This window comes from Paenibacillus sp. UMB7766-LJ446 (assembly GCF_030226665.1).
GTDB lineage: Bacteria > Bacillota > Bacilli > Paenibacillales > Paenibacillaceae > Paenibacillus > Paenibacillus vandeheii.
This window is the reverse complement of record NZ_JASOYM010000011.1, coordinates 228,772-255,286: the sequence shown is the minus strand read 5'-3', so window position 1 is coordinate 255,286 and position 26,515 is coordinate 228,772. Positions and strand designations below refer to the sequence as shown.

Genomic DNA, 26,515 nt, shown 5'->3' with positions numbered 1-26,515 from the left:
GGTCGCAAAGTTGGACTTATTTAGTTAAGTCCCCGCTTTTCCCGAATTGTTCGGTTATAGCGGAACAAGTCACACGTCGTCTTCATTGATTACCATCCCACCGTAAGGTACAAAAATTTTGGTGTTATCACCTGTGCTTCCGGCCAGTAACATATCTTGCATATGCGTTGCCGGCGTTCGATTTTTGTTCTTAATCGTTACTGTGAAGAAATCGCCAACTTCCAAATGATATCGTCTGGTTTCACTCTGATCAGACTCTATTGTATCGGGAAACATGACCTTCATGATGTCGTCCGTGTAGAAATTACTAAAATCGGTGATATATTTGCCTTCAAACGTGCTTGGGTTTGCCGGATCCCGATATACAGGAATGTAAAGCTTGTGTTCGTGAACCATTTCGATATCAAATACGTTTCCGGTAGCCGCTATTTCTTCATTAAATTGCCTATACATGATTGGTGTCACATATCCTTTGGTTCGTACAGCATCTACAAACCGGGTAACTGACTTTTGAACAACCATTTGCGATCGGTCATCCTGTCGTTCCATGCTTTGATATAGGGGATAAATAAACAAGAGTATGATGGCTAGAAATGATGCAAAGATCTTTGAAAATGCGGAACCATTCAATCATGCCCTCCTCCTTATGTGAAAATAATGGTTGTTACTGTCCCACTCGCGTCTCGCACATACTGCACGTTGTACGTCTTGCGTAGATTAATCATAGATACGTCTGCACTGTCGATATCCAACGTCTGCTGGAAAGTGACTCCCTCGACTTGGATGTTCGCCCTAATGTCTTGAATGCGCTGTATGCTTTGCAGCACTTCTGCACCACTGTACGTCTCTTCTTCGACCGAACCAAACGTGGTAAATAATCTGTGGTCGACGGTGGCCGCTTCTTGCATGGACTGTTGCGCTCGTTGCTGGATGCTGAGATCAGTTGATGCTGTTCCCAAGGCAATTAAGAAAAGCATGATCCACGCAGCGTAATAGAAATAGTCACTTACACTTTCATTCAATGGTATCTCTCCTTTCTTGAGCTCCCCTTCTTGTTCTACTGAGAAGGGGAGCTCTTGAAGTTCTTTACTTCCGTTGTGTGAAGATGAGGCCGACTACTACTGAATTAGCATCTCGAACGATTTTCGGTTCGAAATTGCCAGAAAGGTTGATGTATGCGGGAGAGCTTGGATCTTCCGCCTTACTATAATCCGTAATTTTGTTCGTCGTTGAGACAGTTCCATCTTCTTGGAATGTGTTTCCGTAGAAAGAAGTGTCACCTTTACCTGTGATGACTTTGATTCCGAATTGAGGTCTAGATGAATATTGACGAATGGCATTAATTACTTCGCTGCCAGAGTTAGGTCCTCTTGAATACATGGTGTATTTAGCATCAGTCAGGTTATTGAAGACACCTGTAACTTCTTCTCTACCTTCTTGGCTCTTGTCCATCGCGAACATGACGAAACCGACAACAAAAGTGATTAACAGTACAGTTAAAAAGATTCCTCCGGTGACCTTTAGCCACGTTGGTACATTCTCAAGCATTGATGTGATTCTCCCTTTTCTATAAAATTTGGTTAACGGATGACATGCTCTGTAATGTCATGTAGAGCATTGGGAAAACTAAGTATAAGAAGATCAGTATTGTTGTTGGAACAAAGCCTATGGCTTGGCCCAAGATTGCTTTTTGCGAAATCAGTCGGGTAAGCTTATCCTCTTTATCCTTCGCATAGTATTCTTGCTCCATTTCTAGGTCAGCAAATGATTCCGCGACCGAGACTTTTTCACTGGCACGGATTAAGCGTTTGACGATCCGATCAAAGGATTCAAAAGGTGCTTCTTCCCGCAAAGCCTGCAATGCTTGCTCTGCGCCACTTTCATAGTTCAGTACAGCTCGGCGTAAAGGTGTCTTGAAGATGACGCTGAAGCGTTCCATCCATTCCAGTACGGTATCTACCGACATCCGATCGAACTGCATGAGGATTGAAATTAACGTATGGAACTGATCCACCTCATTTTGCATCTCCATCGCCCGCATGCGCCGCTTAAATAAGAGAATCCATAGCGGTATGTAATAGGCGATAATCGCAACTCCGATAGCTATTAATAACTCCCACCATTTGAAATACTCGCTCTGAATCGATTCCATTTTTGTAAGGATCCGCTCCGTTGCCTGTTCAAGCTCAGCTGCGTTCATGTTTATGCCGGTCTTTGACTGAATGATCTGAACCAGGTCCTCCCTAGACTGATCCTTCAGTTCCCTGAAATTTACGTCCACCTCCTTGAAATGGTTCATTATATCGTTGTCAGCTGCTGTTCTTCGATTCGCATCTAGTAGTTCATCTCCTGATAACGTCCCCATCACATTTTGTTGTCCAGCTGTTGGGTTCGTCATAATTTGATGAATGGCATTGTAGTGTAAGAAAACGCACAGGATGACAACGGTGATAAAACTGGCCAAACCCACCGTCAATCGTTGTATATAAAACCACTCTTTTGTTAGTGGCGAGTTTGATTCTTTTAGAAGCCTTGTTAGTTTGTAATGGGCTCTGGTGTGACGCTCGGGAACCATCCGATCAACAACCGCCTTTACCCATGGCCAGGAATAGACTTTCTTTTCCCATTGTTTCTCGGTAGAAGAGCCTTTCATTTTGTCCTCATCCAGCTCGCCGACTTTTCGGATGAACATGTAACTGATAATGGATGAAGCAAAAATGAGAATTAAGATAATGTATCCGATCCGGCTGCTGTAAAAATCTGCAGTTATCGGAAAATAGGTTTCGGACCACTTTCGGACTGGAAAGGATAACAAAATCGGTGATAGTGCGATCATGGTCAATCCTTGTAATTTGTAATTCAATAGCCTTCTGCGAAGCAGATCATATCTAATTTGCTGTACGAATTTAGTAATGGTCCCCAGGTACATGGAACCTTTGGCCAGAGGCTTATCACCATACTCCATGACCATGTGGGCCACCCCAGCAAAGATTTTCAAGTACCTATTTGGCGCAACCGCATAATATTCACTCAGTTTGCGTTGTGGATCCTCCGAAGAAATAACTTCATGGATCTTTTCGGCCTGCAGCTTGATTGTATGAGGCGCAATCTGAGCTGCATCATACATGGCATCGTCCACCCGCCGTGACTCTTGATATTCATGACGATTTTCTTCCAAAAAATCCGCAAACTGTTTGAGTAATCGATCCTCAACTTTGTTTACAAATACTGTAATCAACATGCCGTTAGCGACAATGGCAACAGCAATCGCAATCATGATCGCAATCAGATTCCAGCTCACAATGGCAATGACCGTAATACCGACAAAGATGGAGCCGAGAATCCAAAACGTAATTCGCATGGTTTCTTTACGAATAGTGAATTCATCATACGTATTGATCAGCGATAACCTTTTGCGGATGCTGGTAAGTTGGTTACGAAGAATGGGTATATTGGAGAACCGATCATATGATTTTTGATAAAACACCATCATTTTGGCATTTGTTCGTTTTTGAACACGGCTTGCGTGAAACATATCAACGGATTTCTTCTGATCCCTTTTGGACTTTACGAAATAGAAGATCAACGGAATAGCTGAAATAGCCGAGATGGAGAGGAGAATGATAAACAAAATTTTCATGTATTAGTTCCCTCCCCAATGTTTACTGATGAATGCATCAAAGGCGATCTGATCTTCCGCCAACATGTTTCCTCTCATTTCTTGAATTCGATCTGGAGAGATCGGATTGACCGCTACATAGCCGCCGTCCCTGTACTCCAAAATGTTTCTCTCTTTCCAAAGTGGTCCGTGTTTTCTGCGGATGCTTTCTTTCATCAATTGTTCATAATCATTGGTGTTCTCAAAGAAAGATTCATCGTATTGGACAAGGGTAATTTCCGTGATGCGTTCAATATAGCGATTCCCTTGTTGATCCCTGGTCACATGAATATCCCACTTGATGGCTTCTGCCACTTGCTCTTCCGCCAAACGCTCGTCTTGCATAATTTGCATGGCCAGAAGTGCATCTCGGAACCATTTGATCAGTTGTCGTGTGGTCACCGCGTGATGCGAGAAGATTGTGAACAAACTACCAACTTGTGTCATCTGAATCATCCAGGTCGCTACCGATTGGCTGGCAACCTCACCTAAGATACTGACGTCCGTGTCCGTCTTCTTATTCAAGTTGAGCGCTTCTTGTCCAGGTATGGTCGGAAGCTCTCGAAACGCGATCGAATTTCGTTCTGGGTACAGCTGCCGCAAATTAAGCTCAAAAATCAATTCGACGGTTCTCAGATTTAGGAAGGCATACATGAACCCGATACTCGTCATCATGAGAGAGGTTTTACCAGCACCCGTCTTACCGGTGTATGCAGTGGTCTGGGCACCTTTCATCAGATTTTTGATCATGTTCCTTGCTAAATCGGCTTGTTCATGAGTATCCGGAATCAGATTTTCAATCGATAGATTCGGAATATCGAATTTCCGAACCCAGAAAGCCCAACTTTCTGCGAATGGTGGCCGGACAACCACGACCCGGGATCCGTCTGCCATATCGTTGACTACAAAACCGGATGTCTCGGTTAACGGGCCAGGGCTGTTGTGCTTGTAAATATTTTGAGCTACACGCTTGAGCTCTAAGTCTGTTTCAAATTCCAAAAATGAAAGGTGAATCGTCTTACCTTTATAGAAAATCCACACAGAGTTATTTCCACGTTTACTGCTGCGCATTTGCCCCACCAACTCAGCAACATGTTCCACTGTTGTCATCTTGCTTGGGGCTCCTGAGACCCCACCAGACAAACCATCAATGTTCATGTCCCTGATCTCATCTGTAACACCGAAGCCTTTGTATAACTGGTACACCCGTTGAACGATGACATCGAGCTTATCTTTGAAGTCGAGTCCGCGGATTTCTTTACGATAAACAGCTTGGATCTCCTCTTCAGTAATTACGTAGGACTCCGATTTCCCACCCTCGATAATCCGTTTAAGCAAGCCCAATTTATGCTTCTCGATCATGAAAGTCAGTGCTTTGTAACCATGTTTCTTTTTAAAATGATTCATGAGGATGTCGAATCGATCCTGAGAAGTTAAACGGTCTGGTTGATTAAATGGAATTACTAAGTCAATATTTTTTTCATTGAGTCCATAATCGTGTTCCAAAATAGCCTCAATGTGTTCTTTCAAATAAAGCTTGTCCCGAATTTCACCGGAGATGGCGTTTCGCATTGCGTTTCTAAGTTCATTGACCACGGCTTGCCGGCGCTCATACTCCTCTCCAGACAGTCCCATATCCATTAAGTTGGTGTTAATGAATTCGTTAATCATGACTTTCGTATACTCAACCAGTATTGGAATAGAGTATTTTTCTGCTTGAGCCTGGACCGAATCTGCCTTGGGGCGTTTTGGTTTCTTCCAAAGAAAGTAAAGGATCAACCCGATTAATCCAGATATGATAAGAGCAATGAACAGAATATTGAAAATGATTGATGAGTCCATCTATTCATGCTCCTTTTCCTGAGATTTGCTTAACCTGGGTGTTGATTCCCGATTCGTTCAAGATGTGCAACGCTAATTTGCGTGATTCTTCAATGAAGTATCGATTTGGATGAAACTTCATCAGCTGCTGGTTTCTCCGGAAAAATGCCTGAATATCGCCATCATTACTGTGATCTTTAAAGCTGGTATTATACGGCATTGTGAATACTGGCCCTTTGTACCGATACTTGTTGCAGATATTTTTAACTTTGAATTTTGAATCCTCATCATACTGACTGAGCAGGATCACGAATGGCTTATTCTGAAAAGCTTCAGGTTGCTGTTCGTGCTGCAAGAAGAATCGTTCCAGCACGTTGATGTTTTGGGATAAGCACACGACAATCAGATCTGATTGATTTAATGCATCCAGGACTACCGGGCTGTTTCGGCCACTATGTAAGTCAAGCAGAACCAGATCGTAATATTCGGTTGCCTTCTGATAGATGAGGTTGATAACTTCACTTGCCTCGTCAAACTGCCCACGATCTGCTTTTGTTGTACCTTTCAAAATATCGAGCCGGTCTGGTACTAGAATCAGCGAATTGTTTTTCACAGACTCCCGTTCGAATCTCCCTGACCGAACCGCTCTTTCAAGAGCATCGAGCCCTCCACTGGTTTGAAATCCCTGTGGGTTTTGATGTTGAATTGTTTTTTTAAAAATGCGTTGAAGCGTATTATCTGACCACTGTGGTTGTGAAACCAACGTTCGTACTTGGTACTCCATTCCGATGAGTGCCGCAACAGCAGCTGTGCTGCTTGTTACGCCCAAACCATGTTGTATGCCCCAAAATGATATGATTGCCATACGTTATTTTCCCCTTTCTGATTGCTTCCAGAGCCCTTTTGCCTCTTTAGCTGTCATTCCTAAGATTTGGGCTGTAACGCGCTGTAATGCTAATTTAAAATCGCCTGAAAGCTTCTTGGTATGCATCATAGATAAATGTTGATTCATATATTTGCTTTCCAAGTCCCTTTCGTCTGGGTAGAAGATAAAAGACTCCTTCCAATCAATCGGGTGTTTAGTAAACGACTCCTGAATGACTTCTTCTGGGAAAACGGCTGATTCCTGAATTAACTTGTGAATGGGTATCAGATCCGATTGGCTCTTCGCTTGGAAGAATGCATTCATCAGGACACCATTACGTTGCATTACTGCGTTGTCATACGATGTGACAAGATAATATTGATCGGCATCTGGCCACCGCTGCAGCTCATCTTTACGACTGATATCAACCAGGACAAAATCATATTCACTCTCTTTTTGCAGCTCCTGATACGTCTCCAGCGTGGCATTCTCAATCACTTCAAAGCGATCGTGCTGCCGTACTCCGTCTTGTCCTTCGACTTTAGGATAAGCGTATTGGTAGTCTGCATGGGCCGTGACATCCAGGATTAATACACTATGTTCTACGGATAGAAGTTTGGCTACATAGAACAAGATATCCGACTTCTCATAAGCGCCAATGAATAGGATCTGCTTCATGGTGTCCCACCTACACTATTTTGATCGTTAAAAATCGTTTCCGTATTTTGAGGTTGTGTTGTACTTGTTTCATTCATCAGATCATTTGATTGCTGCTGATATGTTGTTTGCTCTGCAGCAGCTTGCTCTGCAGCAGCTTGCTCTTCAGCCGTCTGTTGCGTGTTACGATTACTTTTGTAGTCCTGCCGCTGCTGCGGAGTCATTGCATTAAGAGCTTCTTCTAGTTTCACGCGATTACGGCGTTCGAGTTCGGTGGTTGCTTTCTGAACAATATTCGGATCGGAATCGATCAGATCCAATACTGACTTATTGGCCGGGTAGGTCGTATATGCTTTCTCCTGTATACCAGGCTCAACATACGTCAAGGCATAGATACTTGCGTCATTAATGTACGCGTCTACGATGGCTGAAGACATATTAAGGATTTCTTTTTCGGACATCTGATACCAAACGGTTCCGTTCTGCAGGTCTTCAACCCGTTTCTTGCTGAGCACGATGTAATCTTGTCCAGACGGAAGTTTAATCCGAACATCGACATAATCGTTTTGCTTCAGCTTGATCGGAAGCTCAATCAGACCGAACTCTTGGTTCCGGATATCCCGGGTCGTCACTTCATCTTCATAGATTACTGAAGCCGTGACTGGTGAATTTTGTGGAAGATCCACTTTCGCAATTTTGCCATTAATGAGCTCTTTGCTCAGCACTGCCTCATCGGCTATTACACTCTTTGGAATTTTTCGTGTTTCTAAATCGTTGGTCCGAATTGACTCACCTGATTGGATGTCCCGGGTCACTATTTCAACCTCAGTCATTTCTTCTTTCAGCACTTGTTGAGTCTGTTCAAGTTCCTGTTCAAGAGCCTGTCGTTGACCGTTCATTTTTCCAGTTAAGTGATTAACGTACAATATTCCAACTAGAATACAAATCAGTAGCACAATAAAGCCACCAATCCCTCCTGCAATGAGTACTTTCTTCTGCCTAAATCGTATCTTTGACATTGTCTATCCTCCACCATTCAATATATATTAATATACTATTATATTATAATATTAGTATAGTAATATTAAATTTATATTTCTTCTTCCAACTGTACTACTTGATTAACCCCTTCTAATTTCGCCATGACCATTGCTTTCACCACGTATTTTATGTTTCGTTCTGTGCTCCAACCATCAAACTTTTCACAAATTCCAATACTTATAGGTACAGGCTTTACTACTCCATCATTGGTGGTATGAACAACTTCTTCAGTAATTCGTTTTCGTATACTCTCCGCCAGGGATTGCACATCACAGTCATTCACTACAGCAAGAAATTCGAGTCCTTTCTGTCTACCTACATAGCCAAATGGTTCTATTTCACTCTTTAATATTTTTGCAGCTGAATGTAGAACCTTATCATCTTCAGTATCCTCAACCTCTGAATCTAATGATATAGGATTATCCAAACTCATATACATTAAAGATAGACGTGCCTGTTCATTTGACCACAAATTCTCTATGATTTGATGAATTTTATTACGGTTGTATACCCCAGTTTGCGAATCTGTGATCGAGCGGTTATATGTGCTTCTCATTATCTTCAAGTACATATTCAGCACGCATACTATTAAATAAATTCCCACCAGCACTCGTAACACCGAATATGTATCTCCGGCAGTAAAATTTATGGTCGTCTGAAGGATACTTATTGTTGTAAGCAAACCTAGTATAATACTTCCAAATAATAGATCAGTACTTGCACGAACTTCCTCTCTTACACAGATTATTACTACAATCAACAAAATAATGCTTAAATTTAGTGAAGTGAAAATATAGAATAGTATAAGAATCAACGACCCAATAGCAATCATTATTTTCTCTTTCTTATAGATGTGTTGTCGGAATATGCTATTCAGTCTGTAAAAATAAAAAATATAGCAGATTTCGGACGTCACTGTTACGAGTTCAAAATGATAAATAGAAAGAGAAATTAATGTCATTAGGTGAATACATGCGAAAATAAAATCACCGTTGTAAATTTCAGTATTTCTTTTCGGCAATTGGATGAACGCAAACCAAAATACTGCTGCCGTAATGACTTCGATGACATAGGTATTAGTTAGAATATCACCACCTCCATTCACTGAAATACATTCAGCATTTTTTTTCTAAGTAAGGATAGTCTATGCTGCTGATTGATTTTCAACATTTTTTCCATAAAATCTTCGATTGCTTCAGAAGAGTCAAACGGATCAGGGAAATATGGTACTGTATACAGTTGCCGTCGGCTCAATTTCTTTTTCAAATCCTTTACATCTTGTTTTTCAGATAATGGTAGGCATATCCTCCAATTTGATTGGTCTAAATGAATTTGGCTATCAATAAACTCATCAATTTTATGCTGCTTCCAATCCCTACTTGAACCCACGACAATTTGAATATTTGCTCTAAGAAATTCATTGTATGACTCGGTTTCAACATAGTTCCCTAGGTCAAGCACGATATAAGCATATTCACCGGATAAAAGTGGAATCACATCGATGTTGTTTTGGTTTTTATAAAAATGTACTCCATTAATATAAAAACTACTACTAATCAATAGATCTGAGTCTACACCTTCATATGAGGACTCAATTTCCTTGTATTCGTTCGATTCGTTTGCTTCAACCAAAGCCACAGAAAACTTCTGTTTTGCAAGATAATTCGCTATTAACAAGGATGTATGAGTACAACCTACCCCTTTTTCCACCCCAGTTATGGCTATTATGATTGTTCCAATAAACCGATCTCTAACCTTTTTACGTTTTTGGAGAAGTGGATCGAAATTTAAATCTTCAATCCTTATGTCCGAATGACTTTTTTTTATTTCTAAAACTTTTCTCAATTCTTTACCTTTTAGAATCATTGATTTTAAGATTTTCTCAGAAGAATTAGTGTTTTCCTGATTATCATCCAGAATTTCTGGTGCTTCCTCAACACGTGAAACCGTTTGCTCTGGCATATGCACCAGGTTCTTTGGTTCTGGCTCATTCCTTGTATATAAGAATGTATCCCCCGAACTTTCATCAATATTATCGGAAGTCTCCTCTTTTCTAGATACTGGAATATCTTGGGTGATTTGCTTTCTTGATTCTGTCTGAAGTTTTGTGAGTATCATTCCAGGAGTTAAATCAATATATGAGATGCAGATTATCCCTAAATCAGAAAGAGATTGCATGAATCCGTCTATCTCTCTAAAATGTAAAAACAACATTTGAACTTCTGGACTTGTAGCTTTGACTTGTTTTATTAGTTTTTCAAAAGAACTGGTGTTTTTAACAACGTACTCTGAAAAAACAATTGTGTTTATTGAAGTGCTAGATTCCCACTGCGATATAAAAAAGTCTAAAGATTCAACAACTTTTACGACTTTCCCGAAATCCTCCAATTCTTCTTTTAGAAAATCACATTCATCTCTTTCCGATGAACAGATAATTATTCGATTCATTAAATCACCACCTAACGTGTTCCAAGATCGTAGTAAGTACGATTGCCCTCATCATCAATAGAGCTAAAACTTTGTGCAATGTTTTTAGTTTTATCAAAAAGATCATCATCTGTTATATACCAAGCCGACTCCACTCCTTCTTGACTAAATACATTGTTTGCCATCTTAGCTTTTTCATAAGTTGATACTTGAACCAACAAATTCAATGAGCGATTTACAGTCTTATATGCAGCATAAAACATTGCCTGATAGCGAATTGTTTTTAGCCAATTTTCATCTTCTCTGTGACAGACGAGAACAAAATCTACTTCTTTCCCAGATGGATTCTTTAATGAAAACCGTGCAGTAGGAACCTGTTGATCGTCATTATTTTTCAATATAGGATGAAATTCAAAGTGAACCAGATTGAATTCTTCTCTCATTTGAAGATATAACTCATTAACAGCAACATATTTCATTCGAAATAACATTGTTGTAGGTTTAGAATGCCTTGGATCTCTTTGTCCCAGGAACATAGCAAATCGAAATTTTAGTACATCTGCACCGCTGGCACCAACTTCATAAAGGGCTGGTCTGGTCTCAGTTACTGTTGAGTAGCTTGTCCATTTAATTTTTCTGAGCAAGCCATATTTAAGTAATTTTTTCATACGGGTTCTTGCTGTATTCTCTCTCTCCGCTTCAGGAAAAAAAATACGATCAATTTGTGATAAGGTAACCCACCGGTGTACAAAAACAAAACGAACTATAGCTATATCCCTACTTGTAATCCACCCTTGTTCAATCTTCCGTTCAATGTAATAGTATTGATGTTTAGTTAGTGCATATATCTCAGCCACATAACTGTAAGGATCATCAAGGAGTGGATATGTAGGTACCTTCGCTTCTTCTGGGTTGATTAACGGAGATACCATATGCTCCATCTAAATGCCTCCTACCCCATGATTTCATGGGGAAAATGTACGATTTTAGACTTGATTTTTCTTGCTTCCGGATCTACTTTTCCAATCAAAACAGAAACCGTTTTTCCAATAAGTTCTCCATGAGAAGGCACTCTTTTTGGAAACCAGGCTAATGACTCAACGCCTGGACATAATTTAATGAATATGCCGGTATTCTCCACGATACTTGTGATGACTCCTCGATGAAAGTCACCTTGCTTAAACCGATCTCTTACCCGGTTCCACGGATCTTCTAGCAGCTCTTTTCTTGTTACATTAACTCGTTTCTTTTCTCTATCGATTTTTTTGATTTTAACTGTGACCTGTGCACCCAATGGAAGCAAGTTTTTACCTGATGGAGTCCAATCATATTCATAATCTGAAATTGGTAGGATACAAACTACTCCTTTTACCATGAGATATATCCGCTCTTCTTCAAAACCTGATACTGTGCCTGTGCAGACATGATCTTCTTCAGCAGTATCCCAGAACTCTTCTTGTAATTCCTCTAATGCTTGGACTCTTGAAAGGAGAACGATACCTTTTTCACGGTCAAAAACTTGTATGTTCTCAGTATCTATTCCATGCTTTTTGGGATCTAGCACCATAAAATCCACTGTGTGATCAATAAATCCTACCAAAGATCTAAACTGTTGTTTGTCGAACTGATCCTCATGAATCATTCCTTTTAGGTCATCGCCTAAGTCAATGATCGCACATTGCATGCTTTTACCAAATGGAGCGTGCGTTTCGATAGAAGTCACCACTCCTTGATGAATTTGTTTTCTGCGAAGTGATGTTTCATATTTTTTCATTGGATCCATTTCTGTGAAAGTCATTTTAATTGCTCCTTTACTTTTAGATATAGATTGTATTTATGCTCATCAACTTTTACTAAACCAACCAAGTTCACTTTCCCATACCTAGCACAAAGTACATTGACTTGTTTCTTTCGGAACATAGCATTAATTGTTTCATAGTCCTTGACTGACTCCCATGCAACTTGATAGTAACCGTTAATAGCTTTTTCATTTGTAAGATCAACATTGATTATTAATCCTTGCTTAGACGGTATCTCTTCATCGTTAAGTAAATCCAGTTCCTGGCTAACTTTATGTATCAGATCGTTTTCTTTTGACCATTTATTTAATAAGTCAGGCCTTTTGAACCGGATATGAGTCACAATTGAAAATAAAGGCACCGTCTCGTACGAGAAAAGACAATTGTTATAGAAGGTTTCTAAATTGCGGATATCGCATCTAGGATGAGTTAAAACAAAGTCTAATTCTTCGATAAGTCCATCATGTCTCAATCTAGTTCTCCTTTCTTATATACTAGCTATATAGTATTCTAATTAATATATAAGAAGAATACCAGAGTAAAACAAAAAAAAGAAGAGTAAATTATTTTACTCTTCTTAATTGCTTTCTCACGAAGGAGGTTGTATTGTATTTTTTTTTGTATTTCATCTTCGTTACCACTAAATATTTTTCCCCGAGCCGATCTTCTCGTTCTTCAAATTCATAAATATCATCATCTATCTCAATAAATGATAACGTATCGTACACAAATCCAGATTCTACTTCTCCTGCTGCATATGCCAAGATTCCGCTTGCTTCTGGTATGGAAGCGCTGATTTCAATTTCAGGATGATTAAATATTTCCCTCATACCCATCGTTTTATATTTTATAGTTTCTTCTGAAATCGGGTCGTTAAACGTTTTTATTCGTGTATTTGTACATTTACATAATGTTAATACAAGGTTTTTTTCATTATCGAGCTTTAAAAGAATTTCTTCATTATTGAAAAAGTATTTTTTATGTATATCAAAATTCATCATAAACATATCATTTAATATGAGGTAAAAGACCTCTTCAAACTCCTCATTTATATCTTCCATAATCAAATTAGGAAGATTATAGTACTCTAATCCATAAGTTCGTACTCGGATCAGATTACCTTCTAAATCAGTGATTTGTATTGGTTTAATAGAAGGATCAAATAAAGGATAGATCATTTTTATTCCCCCTCAATAAATCAATTATACTCCACTTTCCTATAACTTCCAACTATTATGATTATATTATACCTTAATTATAATTGAATTTATATTCTTTTATTTTTATTATTTCTTGCTCTTTAACACTTCATGTACTGCACTTAATGTATGCACCTGTATTTTCTTTATTATTGGGAGAAATCTATTATAATGGACATAATGTGGCAATATACATACTTAGATAGTGAAGGAGAAAGGTAATGAAATACCCCATTGGAAAGTATCTAGAATACTTACGACTGGCTTGTGGATATTCCTTACGAGAGGCAGCTAAACGAACACAATTAAGCCACGGCTACATAAGGGATGTAGAATTAGGAGAAAAACGTGTAAGTGGAAATGCAATAGTACCTAGGCCCAAAACTCTACAAAAATTCGCGAATGCATACTCGGTACCTTTTTATGAATTAATGGAAATCGCAGGACATTTACCAAGTGAGATAGACATTGAATTTATTGAGCTTCAGTTAGAAAAGGTTTTGTATCTTGAAGTGAATTGTAACAACACTATGGTGTATCACCTTGAAGATACAACCTTTCTTTCTGAGAAATTAGCACTCCACGACTTTATCAAATTCGAAGAACAATTGGAAAGCGATAATTTTTTAAGAATTCAAAGCGGGGTTTATGCAAATTTAAAAAAAATAAAATTTTTTGATAAGAAGAAAGGAATGATTTACTTTACTCACAATCTTGAAGGTAAATCACTATCAATTAGTTGGATTCGTGCATCAAAACTTGCATCTATAATAGAAGATGCCATTATGGAAAATTCTAATGTAGTTTCTGTCCCGACAAAAAATTTCAAACGTGTTATTCGAAACATAGTGTCTGATAGTTCAAATTAAGAAAATTCTAAATGCAGAGATAGATACATGGTAAAAACAATGCATGTTAACGATACAATCGTCCCATGAGCTTCATAGATTGGTAAATACTTTAACATAAATTCGAGTGTACATATTATAATCGTACACATAACTAGTAATTTAAAATTCCTATAGTAAGTAAACTCGCTGCGTAAAAATGTGAATTGAACTTTGTGTTTAACAATTATTAATGTCATTATAAATAAAATTAGTGATCCAAAACTGCTTATGAATAATTCACTAGCACCAGGCAATAATAACACTAATAATGCTTTACAAAAGAAAACTCAATTGATTCAAAAAGATGGATATAATTAATGCATAAATCATTTTCACTTTAAACATATACCGATACACACAACTTATAACGACAATTATTAGTACTGAGAAGCTTGGAAACATTACATTAGAGATGATTATCAAAAATGACGCAAAGACAGAACATAGAATATATTTTGTTGCATTAAACCTTCCAAATGAGAAAACACCAAGTATCATTAAAGTTGTTGTCTCAGTTGCATATTTTAAATAATGTAAAAACAATTCAAAAACCTTGAAATGCATAAGAAGTATCTCCTTGAATTTAGTAAATTGGTTTAAAATTTATTTTTAGTACAATTTTCATAACTTTTTATATAAACATTTTATGGATAATGGTATAAGGGAACTATAATATATATATATTGCTTGATTAAATAATGTGCTAATATATATACTATAATACCTTGAAAGGACTGTTCCGATGAGCGCCTATGATTTTAATACCCCATTAAAAACTTATCTTCAAAGTATGATAAGTCAATTACCAAATGGAACAAAATTAATTCTACAAACACTTAATCAAGCAGATTTCAATAAGGACGATCTCTCTTTAAATGCTCGCGTACGTAGAGGAGAATTGAATGCTGCTTTAATATGGGCTGAATCCTTAGGGTTAGTTTCTTACAACACAAGTGGTCGTCAAAAAGTTTATAGTTTAACATCATTAGGAAAACTTTGTTTTGAAGAGTTTAATGATATTATAACAACCCTTAATGAAGAAAAATAAGATAGCAAGCCCTATATAGGCTCACTATCCCCTTTTGCATTACGTTTTTCCATACTAGCTTGTTTAATTCTTTCTGCCAATTTAAGGGCAGTTGGATCTATTGATGCCGGCACAAATTTTATGGGACTTTTAATCTCATTAAATGGTGCCGGCTCTTGATTTTTCATGAGCTGCTCCTGTTCTATGTGATTAATGTCCTCAGCATCATCCCAAATAGAACTTCTTATTATACGAACTTGAGCTTCTTCATGTTCGTAAGAATCTATCTTCTCTTTAGGTGACTCTTCATGAACCTCCACCAAACTTCGCTGTTGCAATGCTTTTTCTTTCATTCTCTCCACTCTTAGAGATTTCTCACTCGCTTCTATTTGATTTTCCTGCTCCAGTATGTTTTTATTATTAAATTTAATTTCAGTTTCATCGTCAACATCAACAGTTTCTGTTAGTCCTTCATCCACGGGAGCAAAGAGTTCTCTTGGAAGTGGATATACTAGTCCTATTACTGGGTCTAATCTCTCATTGTTATGAACGCCTCTGTAAAGTACTTCCGCAGGCGCCCCGGTTTCCACATTATAACCCTTTAAAGAAGCAATTGTTTTTGGTTCAACAATGTACCTTTTTTCCTCTTTAATTTGTGTTTTAAAACCACTTGTTGCCATTTCATCTGTTCCGCTACTCTGGCCAATAACATAATCTTCACCAATCATTTCAGCAATGTACTTAACATCCTCATTCTCTAATCCAGCCATGATATATTTTTGAACAGCATTTTGTTTTACCATTGCAGCTAAACGTTTACTTTCATCTGTTAATTGTTCATTACCTTGATGAATAACATCTACAAAGACTTCAAATTCTCGGGCCATCTCCATAAATGTGCTAAATTCTTCATCAGCAAACATCTCAAGTTCATCAACTGTTAGCTGATGTGCTCTAGGTGTTCCAATTAATGAACGTCTAAATATACTTGCTCGAAATAGATTGATAAACAACCTTCCAACAGTATATGTTAATGTCGAAAGCTTTCCATAGGCCCCATTGACCAAAACTATTTCTCCATTCGCTAATACATCATCAATATTAAATGTTGATGGACCGCAAAAAATTCGTTGAACATGCTTATTAGATGTTAATTCGGATAAGTAATCATGAAGGTTTGAATAAGTTTGCATGGCATGTTCTTGCATTCGGGGGCTACCAGCCATACTTCGAGTATACTGTTTTAACAATGTGATCTGACTGTCATAACCTTTGAGACGTGATAACACTTCTGCTCTATAATCATCATTTAAAGGTTGAATCAGCCTATCTAACTCATTTAATCCGCACTCGTTACCGTAAGCAAGCTTTAATGCCTTAATACTAACCCGAAGTAGTTGTGTTGACCTGCTTTTAAAGTATCTTTCAGTGTCCGGTCCAAGATAACTATGAAAGGCTGCCACATTCGCCTCAATCATATCATCGAAATCTTGACCCTCAGGGCTATACATTGGATTAAGACATGCTGTATGCTCATATTCCGGATCTAACCGATGATAGGGCCTACCTACGCGGTCTAAGAAATTAGCTAAGCGCCGTATAAAGGACCCTTTAGGTTCGATTATAGTGCTTCCTATATAGTCATTTAGAAGATCCTGAGTCACTTTATTCGTCGCAAAGAGAGTTTTACCAGCTCCGGTACCACCTAATGTTTGCCCATGCTGTGCTCTATCACTTCTCGATATTGTAACTAACTGACTTTGGCGATTTTTCGTTGGTTGGGTATGAAAGAGTACAATCTTACATTCCTCTGAATTATACCGAAGGTGTGCAAGTGATCCTTTTTTTGAAATATCAATGCTGTCTGTAATATCAAATATATCTCCTAAGTCAACTTCTTTAGGTTCATTTAATGTAGTTAAAGATTCATCACTTTCATTATCATGTCCGGACACATCACAATCTAGTTTAGTGGGATCTGTTTTTCCCGGCATTGTCTTTATCGGTTTCGGATTAATTCTCTCAACTTTAGCTTTTTCAACAGCAGCATGTAGTTTAGAAAAGATTGTGTTGTTTGTATTTCCTTTTAAGACATGTATTAAAGTGAAGACCACTGTAGCTATAACCATGCACGCAACTATAAATACAGTCCAGGCCGTTAATTCGAACCATAAAACAATTTGTCCAAAAGCCAAGGAACTTAGTGTATTCAGAAAGGTCTGGATGATCGGCTTTGAATACAGATTCTTGAAAAATATTGGTGATGAATAAATTATATGTCCCATAAAAGCTGCCAGCAAAAGAGGAATGGCTCTTAAGAATATAGGTTCACTTGTGCCGTACCAAATATCTTGGTACCTCCCTACTAACCAAAAAAAACATAACAATAGAATGCATAAGATGATAATTGCTTGAGTATTCCATAGCGAATTTTTGTTTGCCGGGTCCATAGCATATCTACGAACAGAAATATAAACGTTCTTAAAAATAAACGCAAAGATATGACCTATCACTGATATAATTCCACCAAGAACCATGCCTATGTACTTCATATACTAATTAACCCTCCTTTATTAATTAGTATATTACTATATATATTAGCTAATGTCATGAACATCAATTCATTTAAAAAAGCAAGCCTCCTATTTGGGGCTTGCTTCAGACATTTATGAGAATAACCTTTTGAAAAAGCCTTTCTTCTTCTGGCCGGCAGACGAAAGCCACAACCTAATTTCAAAACTAAGGTCGGGATTTTCATTTGCTAAGTTCTTAATTTTGTCCCTTACGGTATCCCGTTCCGCTTCATTTTTTGTCCTGTCATACTCTTCAAAAAGTTCATTCACTTTATGTTTTAAGTTCAAAACTTTTAATTCTTTTTCATCTTGTTTAAAACGCAAAATCTTATCTTCTGCGGATGTTTTATATAATTTGATTGTGTATGCGTGCTGCGGATACTTCGATTCTAAGGAACTCAGTTCAACCAGAAATAACTCTTTATCTGAAATAGTGGTACTGCTTGATAATATTTTTTCATATAGATCAATTGCACTTTGTTTTGCTTCAGCTTCGATTTTTGAATCTTCTAGAAGCAATTGCTGTGAAGTCTGCTTTACCCGCTTTTCGATATCCTGGAAGAACTCATCCGATTCGATTAATCTTTCAAACTTTTCGAAATTCTCGAGTTTTTGCAATACTTTGAGTAACAACTCATTTGAGCTTTCATTAGCTCCATTTGATGGATTACTTCTAGTAACTCCACCCGAAATAATCTCCTTCAGTTGTGGAATAGTATACTCAGAACCCTCTCCAGTTAACCCAAGAATCATTTTCATTTTAAAAACAGAGATATAATTATGTTTATAGATTTTTGTACTCCCATCCCCTAAAACTGTTGGGTTTAGATAATCTAATAATTCTCGTCTTTTATTCTTTATTACGTAAGCTTGTGTCTCGCAGATATCAGCTACTTGTTGGGTAGTATATAGTGCATCAGTATCCATAAGAAGAATCTTTGGTGTAAATAAGCGTTCTAGCCAACCTCTTCTACTGTAAATCTCAAAAATAACAGAATGTCCAGAAAAGGCATCCATTAAAAGATCTCTCATTTCCTCTTGCTTAGCTTCTTCAATCTCTTCTCTCGATATATAATCACTCATTCTTTCAACACCCGCTTCATCCTCAGTATATAACTCTATTATAACTGAATAAGAACAGCTTATACAGCTTTATACACCAATTTTCTTATTCGATTATAGCCGAATATATACGTCTTTATACGTATATATTCAGAACCGTATAAAGAGAGATAACCTAATAAATATTACTTCTATCCGTATATATCCGTATATATCCGGATTTATCTGGATTTATACGGATATATACGGATAGCAAATCAAGTGGATAAGAGTGAATAAGTTGATTTATCCGGATATATACACATCACAACACACTCGAAATTAAATTGAATTATAATTATATTCAACTATTATTAATCTTTATTTATTTTTCATTTATTATTTATTTTTAATTTATGTATAACGTTTATAAAACTCATGTTATGGAGGCGTATATTTCATTGATGTACCTATTAGAAGAAACCATCATCGCTTATGTTAAATGTTTGCCAATCGACCGTTGCTTCAAAGGGAAGATGCAATGAACAGATTTGTGTCGTTTCAGTAATCAGCAAGAATTCGCTCACGTTGTTTTAAACAAAAAATATCTTTTAAATCGATGTAGACTAGGGAAAATCTATCTTGTGTACAACCCTGACTGAACTACCTCAAACAGTCGAAGATTCTTTAGAAATCCCTCCTTACCCGAACGGAATTGCATACAATCAGGCAACATTCAGTTCCCATAAGCCCAGTACCATAAAGTTTATACGGTAGGTGAGGCATTCAAACTTATTTCGTGCAGTCCTTAGCTCTAACATTTAAGATCACGTTGACGTCCTGGTCATAATGAATGCTGAAGATGGGGCAGATCCGAGTTAAATTGAAGAAATAGATGGAGTAAGGGAGAGTCTATTTTTTTTGTGCGTGTTCCTGAACAGAATGAAAACTAATGACTCTAAATACATGGCAGAAAGTTAGAAGAACAAAGCAAACGAAAAAAAAGAGTACATCAACGAATTAATATTGTAATCTACCAAGTACCTTGAAGAGATCGACTTTGATTGAATGAATGTTTATGGAAAGAAGAGATAAAGATGATCCTGAACCAAAGATAAGTCAGGTCAAAGAAAATTTGTGGTTAACTTTCCTGTCCAAGTTGAGTAATAAAGCGGAATCATACAAGAAATAAGTATCTTATTGTTTCCTTAACATAGAGTGAGTCCGTCTTATAGATATAAGAACAGAATCAATCGACCACACATCCGAAAACGAATCAATCAAACCTTTGGGATTATAGTCTTCGGAATTGTCACTATAAATATTTGTGCAGCATGAAATGGTATGTCCCATTAGTGTTTCGATATAGGATCTTCAAAGGGAGAGATTGATAAAGGGGAATGATTGATGGACCAAACCAGAACATTAAATGCAAGCCGCCAAAAAATTTTTTTTAGTTAAAATATAAGTGTTCAGAAGAGTAATAGCATTAATAGTACACTGGCCTGAATAAAAAAAGTTCACCTGATAAATATCAAGTGAACTCCATAATAAAGAATGTATTACTGATAACTGCTTATAACTGATGAATCAAAACTCTTCTTAGCTGGCCGTTTGGTTGTTGTTCCCGTCCTTAACGATGCTGACGATTTATTCTCAGACTCAGGATTATCTAAAATCAATGTTGAAGGAGTAATTACAGATTCAACAACTGTAACATCTTTCATCTCTGGCTCAGAGTCAACTACCTGTGAGATAAACACTTCTCTTTCAAGCTCTACACTATTATCCAAAACACCATTTTCCACGTTATCATTCTGGATAGAGGCAGGTATTGTTTGATGTTCTGGAGGAGCAGCTGTCACATGTTCAGAACTCACAACATCCTGATGAGACAAAGATAATGAACGATTCACAGAAATGTTGGGATTAACATTCTCAGTCTGCATGTTTACTGCTGGAATTTTCATTGAACTTCTTAGTGTTTCAATACTGCGAACTGTAGGTATCTGAAGTTGAAGATTTTGAATGCCGTTCATTGCAATTTCTTTTTGTATCAGATAACGAAGTGAATCAGAGTAGTTGGATTGAGCTGAGATCCACTCAATGATTGCTTCTTCCTCGTCATCACGGAGTTTCATCACAGCCGGCTTTCCGCGTTCTGGAGACTTTGCTCTAGCCATTTCCAATCCTCCTTTCAAGAAACAAGTCTAGTGATTATTCTTATGCGGTTGGTGTTGCACTCGTTTTCTTCTTCTGAGCCGCATTATTTTTCCCTGTAACGGCTGTATATTCTGCAGAAGACATGTAATTTTTTTTCAAATGTGCGTAGATTTCGCTACGAACAAAATAGTCTAATCCTTCAGCATTAAGAGTCACCGCATATTTAGCTGGAACATAAAACAACTGTATACGAGTCTTATCGCACATCTCTTTTAATTTATCAAAGATAATTGATTTTGTAAGGATACTACCACCACCGTAAACAACCACAACATCAATTTCGTTTGGTCCAATTTTAAAAACTTGGTCATTTACATGATGAACAATTTGAGTCGTTTGGTTCTCACAGTGTGGATTGAATGCCTGGATAGCTTCGTTCAAAAACTTGTGCTTCCTAGGAGTATACTGACTTTTCAGAATCTCACTGTATTGTTGTCTAGTAACAGAGTTGAATGCGTGCGGTGCTAAAGTTACTAAGTCTGGAATGGCATCCCTAAGTGCATGTCCAATCCCATTGTTTACACCATCGCAAAAATCATTATCAACCGCATCTCCACGAGTGAAAGGCGTATCGGTAGTACCATCTCCCATATCCACATGCAAGATATTTTTTCCGTCGAAGTAACTTCCATCAACATCCTCTAAATCATATAACTCAGCAAATTCCGAATAAAAATCATTGTTCTCCTCAGAACTTGGTTCATAAGAATTCGTTCTCCAGTTACCCTCACTATCCATTTGTAAAGCAAAAGTCACTGGAGTACCTTCCTGAAGCACATGGACATAGTCAAAATCAATTGATACGTTAACTTTCTTTGTGAGTCCCAAATGCACGGTAACCGTATGAGTTTCCCCCATAAACTTTTTCCGATACGTAGCCACGTTTTCAGGCGAACATTGTTTAACCGGCAGGGCAGTACCCATATCGGCAACTACTTTAATTTCATCCAGGCTTTCCCCAACAAGGTGTGCCTCTTGAACAGCTCTGGCTGCAACTAAAGCCAACGTATTTATGTAAGGAACAAGTTGATCAGACTTTGACTCATTTCCTTTAACATATAAATTTGTTACATTTTCGCCTTTAGTTTTAAGAGCATGCGTCCCCACTGTGTACATTCCTGTTGGTACAGCAGACGAAATGATAGAAACCACCAGATTATCATAAATATTTTTCAGATTTTTCTGAACCTCAACATCGTCATCTTTCCAAGGCATTTGACCAATCAGGGAATAAACATTCGGTTGTCTGATCAATTGACCATTGATGTACATATCTATCTCACTGTTACCAATGTCATTCCCAATATTCATATGTAATTTTAAAGTCATTTGTTTACCTCCTAAATTTGTACGTTTCCATAACATGCCACAAAAAGAGTCTATCTTTTTTCATAATTACAGTCAACCACTAATTTAATAGAATAGTGATTATATTTTTAATGATTTATATTTATTTTATATTTCATTTATAATTAAATGCAAATCGATTATAAAATCATTTCATCCCCCGATTATTCGCATTAAACCGGTTTAATGCGAATAAATTCGGATATATCCGTGTATCCACCTATCGAATAAATAAGGATATTCGGATATATCCGCATAATACCCTGTTTATCCGAATTTATCCGAATGAATTTGTATATAACCAGATAAAACACATTTAGTAACCCTTTTAGAATTCAATTTAGTAACATCCTGAGCAACCAATTAATCGATAAATTAGTAATCTATAATCATGTCCAATTCATCTACATTTTCATTTAGTGATAAAAATCATTTGAAAATGCAGCTAACAATTGAATATCAAAGAGTTGCTCTCTTGAACAAAACGCGACTAACACCGTATAATACTCTCCAATCAACCCATGCCAATCATGGCTTAGGAAAGGAGAGCATAATGGAACCAAAAAAGAAAAGAAAAACGGCTGCCGAGTTTTCATTGGGTGAAGTCATTGATTTACTTACCGACAAAGATTGGGACATGCTCGCAGACTTATATATGTGTAGGTGCATGCCTCAGGCAGCCCTAATGGATTATTACTTTATCGATACCCCAGCGTATCATTATCCAGAATACGAAGATGCAACTCCTGAGAAGAAGAGAGAGTTAGAAGAAAAAAACCGCATTCGAGCATTAGAGCGACTCCGGAGAACCGTAAAGAGATTAAAAGATCGTGGCTTAATTGAATACACCTCATTCGATCCGAACGCATCGAGTTTACCAGCAAAAAAAAGAACACATACGAGGTCAGGGATTACTTGGTACTACCTAAGTAGTAGAGGTCTTAAAGTGGTGGAAGTAAACAGAGGAATACTTGAAGAAAATCGATTATCCAAAAATGATTTAGACATGGAACGAGCAAAGAAAGAACACTTTTGGGAACTTGGTAAAGTATACTTAGATTTGAGATATAATTTGTTAAGCACGAATCAAGAACTACGCCAGTACTATGAATGGGATTGGTATCCCTCAATGACAGTATATAGTGATGACGAAACTATTTCTGTACGGCCTGATGCAATACTTCGAATAGGACAACAAGTATTCTTTGTGGAGTTGGATCGCTCAACTGAACCTATCCAAAGGTCACCTTTTCATACAGAGCAAGTTTCCATAGAAAAGAAACTTGAAAGATACCGTAACGTGTTTAGACTTACATCAAATGAAATCATCCAGAAAGGAATAATTGCTTTTATTATTCCCGATGCAATCTATAAGACGCGATTAGAAAATATCGAGAAGGCTGCGGCAGAGATTTTTCGAGTTAATAACAAAGTGCTCACGGGTAAAGCGATCGAGGACATTATTTTAAAGATAACCTAATGGAATAGGCACACATTGATGAATCCCAACATTAATGTGTGCTTTTTTTATCCAAAAACATAATTTATATATTACTATACTAATTAGTTAGCTATTATGTTAGTATATTATTTGAATTTCTCCCTATGAGAGGAGGTGTACTTACAGTGAAAAAAAACACCAAAATCGTTCTGATAAGCATCAGTCTACTCATTTTACTAACTGCTCTTTTTTTGTTTATCCGAACGCCAAGTCAGAACATTGAGGAAGATGTGGTTTCTCAACATACTTTAGAACCGACCGATCAATCGGTACCGGAGAATAAGCCTTCCCCAGTAACTGCAGATGAAGTCAATGATCGAGATGAGTCACATGAGAAGGTTGAAAACCTCATAGACCAAGCTACCAGTATCGTTGTAGATAGAGCACCTGGTTTTTGGGAAAAAGTGAAAAACACAGGAACCTGGTTTATGGAGTTCGATACCAAGTATGCATTGATTCTTCTAGGCGTTTCGGTCCTTATTTTTTCAATAGTTGGTGGAGAGGGTAGCAGAAAGAAAAATAAACGTTAGTAGAGTGGGGTGTTCCTTTGGGATTCCTGTCAAAAAAACCATCAAAACTAGATGGAGAACAAGGAAATGAAGAAAGCATAAAAAAACAGCGTAAGTTTGAAAAAGGTTTGAAACCTAAGTCGCCAAAAAGAATTGCAGGTAAGCGATTCGTTCGTTACCTATTCTGGACGTTCTTATTATTCCTCATCATAAAAGGTGCAGTGTCCTATGCTAAGGGAACTCAAATAATTCAAGAGGTCACAAATATAGGAACAAACCAAACAATTGTTGAGGACAGTCTCAAAGGCTTTGCAAGTGACTTTGCAACCGAATATTTTACATGGACAGTTAACAACGTTAATGATCGAGCAGAACGTCTTCAGCGTTTTATTAGTGGGATCGATCAGGATGCTGGCTTGAAAGGCTATGATATTAAAGGTTCATCCAATGTTCTTTCCGTCGAGATCTATGACACAGCACAGATTAGTGACACACAGTATGAAGTTACACTAAACGTTAGACGTGAAGTGGATATGGATTCATTGCAAGAAGCTCAGTCCCCCAAAGATAAAAAAGGTAGTGTAATCAAAAAAACCTACATGGTTGTACCTGTAACTGTGTCCCCCTCAGGATATGTAATCCAGTCTCACCCGCGTTTCATTGGAAATCAACTAAAAGGTGCGTCTGACTCCATAACACCAGGGGAATTGAATACGAATGTTGACCTCATTAATCAATCAACCGAATTAGCAACTAACGTACTTCAAGCTTACTTTGCTGGAAATGTTAATCAGCTTAAGTATTTCTACGAAGACAGTGCTAACGCGCCTGCGAGCTTGAGTCAAAGTGACTTTACATTGAACAAAATCGAAAATGTTTCCCTTTATAATATGCCAAGTAGTGACGTCAGTCCTGAGCATATTCGTATGGAGACATCCGTTTTGGTTCAAAACGACATTGGAGAAGTTTTTACAAACCGTTGGATTCTTAATGTCTTGAATAAAGGGGATCGGCTTTATGTATTGTCCATTGGGGAGCCTAAACAAGAATCATTAGAATCTACCGAAGTGATAGACATTAATCCTCAACAACAAACAAATGATGAGAAATCTAGTGAAGAGATCTCTACATCGGAAGAAAATGATTCATCCACTACTTCAACAGAATAACTGAGAGGAGTAATTTACTTTATGCGTTTAAACAAGTTTATAAACAAATCCTTGCTGATTCGGGTTTCTCTTATGGTCTTTACTGGAATATTGATTGCTTTACCTGCATTTGCTGCCAAAGATCCTGGTGTCGAGGCTAACTCTTGGATCGTTCGAAATATCGGTGCTCTAATACCTGGTGTCATTATTATTGGGGCTGTCATATTCCTAGTTACTCGTGACTGGATGAAAGCTTTGAGTTTCTTTGGCTTGGTGCTGTTAGTTGCGGTGATTTCTGATTGGGAAGCAATGAAAGGTTTTGCCAAATCTCTCTGGTCCACCATCTTTGGTTGAGATATGAGTAATAAAAAAGAAAATCCTAGGATCACCGTATCTAACTATTCAAAAATTTGGACACTAGATTGGGTGATCTATGCCATTGAGGGAAAGAAACTGCCGCTACCAGCTAATCTTCGTATTGTGGGAATCTTTTTTGCATGTCTAATCTTTTGGGCTGTATTGGGAAAAATATTATTTTTTATTCCCGGTGTTTATACCTATGCCTTCCTACCTGGCGTATCCGCTTGGATTATCGCTAAACAAAAGCTCGACGGTAAGGCCCCACATAAATGGCTATTGGGCATGATTCTCTATTGGATGCGCCCGAAACATTTACATAGGTACCGTAAAGTTGAGCACAATCACCGGTATGTTTACAAAACCAGAATCACATACCGTCGCAATAGAAGAGAGAGCGAAACTACGCTCTCTTCTTAAATAAGGAGGACG

General features: G+C 37.7%; 25 protein-coding genes. 7 read left to right on the top strand and 18 right to left on the bottom strand.

The features are described 5' to 3' along the window. Positions 1-69 precede the first annotated feature (69 nt). From QP794_RS24550 to QP794_RS24485, 14 genes are all read right to left on the bottom strand, one after another. Entirely contained in the window at positions 70-549 is a 480-nt protein-coding gene (locus tag QP794_RS24550) for a hypothetical protein (protein WP_285079369.1), read from the bottom strand. 95 nt (positions 550-644) lie between these two features. Beyond that, positions 645-1,022, bottom strand: coding sequence for a hypothetical protein (locus QP794_RS24545; protein WP_285079368.1), 378 nt, complete (start codon positions 1,020-1,022; stop codon positions 645-647). A 64-nt stretch (positions 1,023-1,086) separates the two neighbouring features. Next, positions 1,087-1,548, bottom strand: coding sequence for an ABC transporter permease (locus QP794_RS24540; RefSeq protein WP_285079367.1), 462 nt, complete (start codon positions 1,546-1,548; stop codon positions 1,087-1,089). 19 nt (positions 1,549-1,567) lie between these two features. Continuing rightward, positions 1,568-3,640 carry a hypothetical protein gene (locus QP794_RS24535; RefSeq protein ID WP_285079366.1) on the bottom strand — a complete coding sequence of 691 codons (2,073 nt, stop codon included), beginning with the start codon at positions 3,638-3,640 and terminating at the stop codon, positions 1,568-1,570. 3 nt (positions 3,641-3,643) lie between these two features. Next, the gene (locus tag QP794_RS24530) at positions 3,644-5,500 is read right to left on the bottom strand and encodes an ATPase, T2SS/T4P/T4SS family (RefSeq protein WP_285079365.1); all 1,857 of its coding nucleotides are present in this window, start codon (positions 5,498-5,500) and stop codon (positions 3,644-3,646) included. Positions 5,501-5,504: 4 nt separating this feature from the next. Then, positions 5,505-6,344 (bottom strand): CpaE/TadZ family protein, encoded by an 840-nt coding sequence (locus QP794_RS24525; RefSeq protein ID WP_285079364.1) that lies wholly within the window; start codon positions 6,342-6,344, stop codon positions 5,505-5,507. A gap of 3 nt (positions 6,345-6,347) precedes the next feature. Beyond that, positions 6,348-7,022 (bottom strand): hypothetical protein, encoded by a 675-nt coding sequence (locus QP794_RS24520; RefSeq protein WP_285079363.1) that lies wholly within the window; start codon positions 7,020-7,022, stop codon positions 6,348-6,350. After that, positions 7,019-8,020 (bottom strand): SAF domain-containing protein, encoded by a 1,002-nt coding sequence (locus tag QP794_RS24515; protein ID WP_285079362.1) that lies wholly within the window; start codon positions 8,018-8,020, stop codon positions 7,019-7,021. The genes QP794_RS24520 and QP794_RS24515 overlap by 4 nt, the downstream gene beginning before the upstream one ends. 71 nt (positions 8,021-8,091) lie before the next feature. After that, entirely contained in the window at positions 8,092-8,874 is a 783-nt protein-coding gene (locus QP794_RS24510; RefSeq protein ID WP_285079361.1) for a GGDEF domain-containing protein, read from the bottom strand. 269 nt (positions 8,875-9,143) lie between these two features. Next, positions 9,144-10,490: a hypothetical protein gene (locus QP794_RS24505; protein ID WP_285079360.1), complete on the bottom strand. Its 1,347-nt coding sequence runs from the start codon at positions 10,488-10,490 to the stop codon at positions 9,144-9,146. 11 nt (positions 10,491-10,501) lie between these two features. Beyond that, entirely contained in the window at positions 10,502-11,410 is a 909-nt protein-coding gene (locus tag QP794_RS24500; RefSeq protein WP_285079359.1) for a replication-relaxation family protein, read from the bottom strand. Positions 11,411-11,421: 11 nt separating this feature from the next. Beyond that, the gene (locus tag QP794_RS24495; protein ID WP_285079358.1) at positions 11,422-12,267 is read right to left on the bottom strand and encodes a 30S ribosomal protein S1; all 846 of its coding nucleotides are present in this window, start codon (positions 12,265-12,267) and stop codon (positions 11,422-11,424) included. Further along, positions 12,264-12,740 carry a hypothetical protein gene (locus QP794_RS24490; protein ID WP_285079357.1) on the bottom strand — a complete coding sequence of 159 codons (477 nt, stop codon included), beginning with the start codon at positions 12,738-12,740 and terminating at the stop codon, positions 12,264-12,266. Before QP794_RS24490 ends, QP794_RS24495 begins: the two co-directional genes overlap by 4 nt. Positions 12,741-12,831: 91 nt before the next feature. After that, a complete protein-coding gene (locus QP794_RS24485) occupies positions 12,832-13,446 on the bottom strand; it encodes a hypothetical protein (RefSeq protein WP_285079356.1) in 615 nt (204 codons plus the stop codon). Between the two features lie 242 nt (positions 13,447-13,688). Here QP794_RS24485 and QP794_RS24480 point away from each other — a divergent pair, with 242 nt between their 5' ends. Next, positions 13,689-14,336, top strand: coding sequence for a helix-turn-helix domain-containing protein (locus tag QP794_RS24480; RefSeq protein WP_285079355.1), 648 nt, complete (start codon positions 13,689-13,691; stop codon positions 14,334-14,336). 763 nt (positions 14,337-15,099) lie between these two features. Then, positions 15,100-15,405 carry a hypothetical protein gene (locus QP794_RS24475; RefSeq protein ID WP_285079354.1) on the top strand — a complete coding sequence of 102 codons (306 nt, stop codon included), beginning with the start codon at positions 15,100-15,102 and terminating at the stop codon, positions 15,403-15,405. An 11-nt stretch (positions 15,406-15,416) separates the two neighbouring features. Here QP794_RS24475 and QP794_RS24470 read toward each other — a convergent pair whose 3' ends face one another. The 4 genes from QP794_RS24470 to QP794_RS24455 form a co-directional block, all read right to left on the bottom strand. Beyond that, positions 15,417-17,936: a type IV secretory system conjugative DNA transfer family protein gene (locus QP794_RS24470; protein ID WP_285079353.1), complete on the bottom strand. Its 2,520-nt coding sequence runs from the start codon at positions 17,934-17,936 to the stop codon at positions 15,417-15,419. 114 nt (positions 17,937-18,050) lie between these two features. Beyond that, positions 18,051-19,040 carry a hypothetical protein gene (locus QP794_RS24465; RefSeq protein WP_285079352.1) on the bottom strand — a complete coding sequence of 330 codons (990 nt, stop codon included), beginning with the start codon at positions 19,038-19,040 and terminating at the stop codon, positions 18,051-18,053. 1,520 nt (positions 19,041-20,560) lie between these two features. Then, the gene (locus tag QP794_RS24460; RefSeq protein ID WP_285079351.1) at positions 20,561-21,181 is read right to left on the bottom strand and encodes a hypothetical protein; all 621 of its coding nucleotides are present in this window, start codon (positions 21,179-21,181) and stop codon (positions 20,561-20,563) included. Between the two features lie 40 nt (positions 21,182-21,221). Continuing rightward, positions 21,222-22,550: a ParM/StbA family protein gene (locus QP794_RS24455; RefSeq protein ID WP_285079350.1), complete on the bottom strand. Its 1,329-nt coding sequence runs from the start codon at positions 22,548-22,550 to the stop codon at positions 21,222-21,224. Positions 22,551-22,959: 409 nt separating this feature from the next. Between QP794_RS24455 and QP794_RS24450 the strand changes: the two genes are divergently transcribed. The 5 genes from QP794_RS24450 (at position 22,960) to QP794_RS24430 (ending at position 26,503) form a co-directional block, all read left to right on the top strand. After that, complete coding sequence (locus QP794_RS24450) at positions 22,960-24,048, top strand: replication-relaxation family protein (RefSeq protein WP_285079349.1); 1,089 nt, start codon at positions 22,960-22,962, stop codon at positions 24,046-24,048. Between the two features lie 146 nt (positions 24,049-24,194). Then, positions 24,195-24,599, top strand: a complete 405-nt coding sequence (locus QP794_RS24445) for a hypothetical protein (RefSeq protein ID WP_285079348.1) — start codon at positions 24,195-24,197, stop codon at positions 24,597-24,599. 17 nt (positions 24,600-24,616) lie between these two features. Further along, positions 24,617-25,747: a conjugal transfer protein gene (locus QP794_RS24440; protein ID WP_285079347.1), complete on the top strand. Its 1,131-nt coding sequence runs from the start codon at positions 24,617-24,619 to the stop codon at positions 25,745-25,747. A gap of 21 nt (positions 25,748-25,768) precedes the next feature. Beyond that, entirely contained in the window at positions 25,769-26,080 is a 312-nt protein-coding gene (locus QP794_RS24435; RefSeq protein ID WP_285079346.1) for a hypothetical protein, read from the top strand. Positions 26,081-26,083: 3 nt separating this feature from the next. After that, positions 26,084-26,503 carry a TcpE family conjugal transfer membrane protein gene (locus QP794_RS24430; RefSeq protein WP_285079344.1) on the top strand — a complete coding sequence of 140 codons (420 nt, stop codon included), beginning with the start codon at positions 26,084-26,086 and terminating at the stop codon, positions 26,501-26,503. Positions 26,504-26,515: the final 12 nt, after the last annotated feature.

Bases quoted from the DNA above. Each gene is read 5' to 3' on its own strand.
- QP794_RS24550 (WP_285079369.1), bottom strand. From the start codon at position 549: ATGGAACGACAGGATGACCGATCGCAAATGGTTGTTCAAAAGTCAGTT.
- QP794_RS24540 (WP_285079367.1), bottom strand. From the start codon at position 1,548: ATGCTTGAGAATGTACCAACGTGGCTAAAGGTCACCGGAGGAATCTTT.
- QP794_RS24535 (WP_285079366.1), bottom strand. From the start codon at position 3,640: ATGAAAATTTTGTTTATCATTCTCCTCTCCATCTCGGCTATTTCAGCT.
- QP794_RS24530 (WP_285079365.1), bottom strand. From the start codon at position 5,500: ATGGACTCATCAATCATTTTCAATATTCTGTTCATTGCTCTTATCATA.
- QP794_RS24525 (WP_285079364.1), bottom strand. From the start codon at position 6,344: ATGGCAATCATATCATTTTGGGGCATACAACATGGTTTGGGCGTAACA.
- QP794_RS24520 (WP_285079363.1), bottom strand. From the start codon at position 7,022: ATGAAGCAGATCCTATTCATTGGCGCTTATGAGAAGTCGGATATCTTG.
- QP794_RS24515 (WP_285079362.1), bottom strand. From the start codon at position 8,020: ATGTCAAAGATACGATTTAGGCAGAAGAAAGTACTCATTGCAGGAGGG.
- QP794_RS24510 (WP_285079361.1), bottom strand. From the start codon at position 8,874: ATGATTGCTATTGGGTCGTTGATTCTTATACTATTCTATATTTTCACT.
- QP794_RS24505 (WP_285079360.1), bottom strand. From the start codon at position 10,490: ATGAATCGAATAATTATCTGTTCATCGGAAAGAGATGAATGTGATTTT.
- QP794_RS24500 (WP_285079359.1), bottom strand. From the start codon at position 11,410: ATGGAGCATATGGTATCTCCGTTAATCAACCCAGAAGAAGCGAAGGTA.
- QP794_RS24495 (WP_285079358.1), bottom strand. From the start codon at position 12,267: ATGACTTTCACAGAAATGGATCCAATGAAAAAATATGAAACATCACTT.
- QP794_RS24485 (WP_285079356.1), bottom strand. From the start codon at position 13,446: ATGATCTATCCTTTATTTGATCCTTCTATTAAACCAATACAAATCACT.
- QP794_RS24480 (WP_285079355.1), top strand. From the start codon at position 13,689: ATGAAATACCCCATTGGAAAGTATCTAGAATACTTACGACTGGCTTGT.
- QP794_RS24475 (WP_285079354.1), top strand. From the start codon at position 15,100: ATGAGCGCCTATGATTTTAATACCCCATTAAAAACTTATCTTCAAAGT.
- QP794_RS24470 (WP_285079353.1), bottom strand. From the start codon at position 17,936: ATGAAGTACATAGGCATGGTTCTTGGTGGAATTATATCAGTGATAGGT.
- QP794_RS24465 (WP_285079352.1), bottom strand. From the start codon at position 19,040: ATGAGTGATTATATATCGAGAGAAGAGATTGAAGAAGCTAAGCAAGAG.
- QP794_RS24460 (WP_285079351.1), bottom strand. From the start codon at position 21,181: ATGGCTAGAGCAAAGTCTCCAGAACGCGGAAAGCCGGCTGTGATGAAA.
- QP794_RS24455 (WP_285079350.1), bottom strand. From the start codon at position 22,550: ATGACTTTAAAATTACATATGAATATTGGGAATGACATTGGTAACAGT.
- QP794_RS24450 (WP_285079349.1), top strand. From the start codon at position 22,960: ATGTCCAATTCATCTACATTTTCATTTAGTGATAAAAATCATTTGAAA.
- QP794_RS24435 (WP_285079346.1), top strand. From the start codon at position 25,769: ATGCGTTTAAACAAGTTTATAAACAAATCCTTGCTGATTCGGGTTTCT.
- QP794_RS24430 (WP_285079344.1), top strand. From the start codon at position 26,084: ATGAGTAATAAAAAAGAAAATCCTAGGATCACCGTATCTAACTATTCA.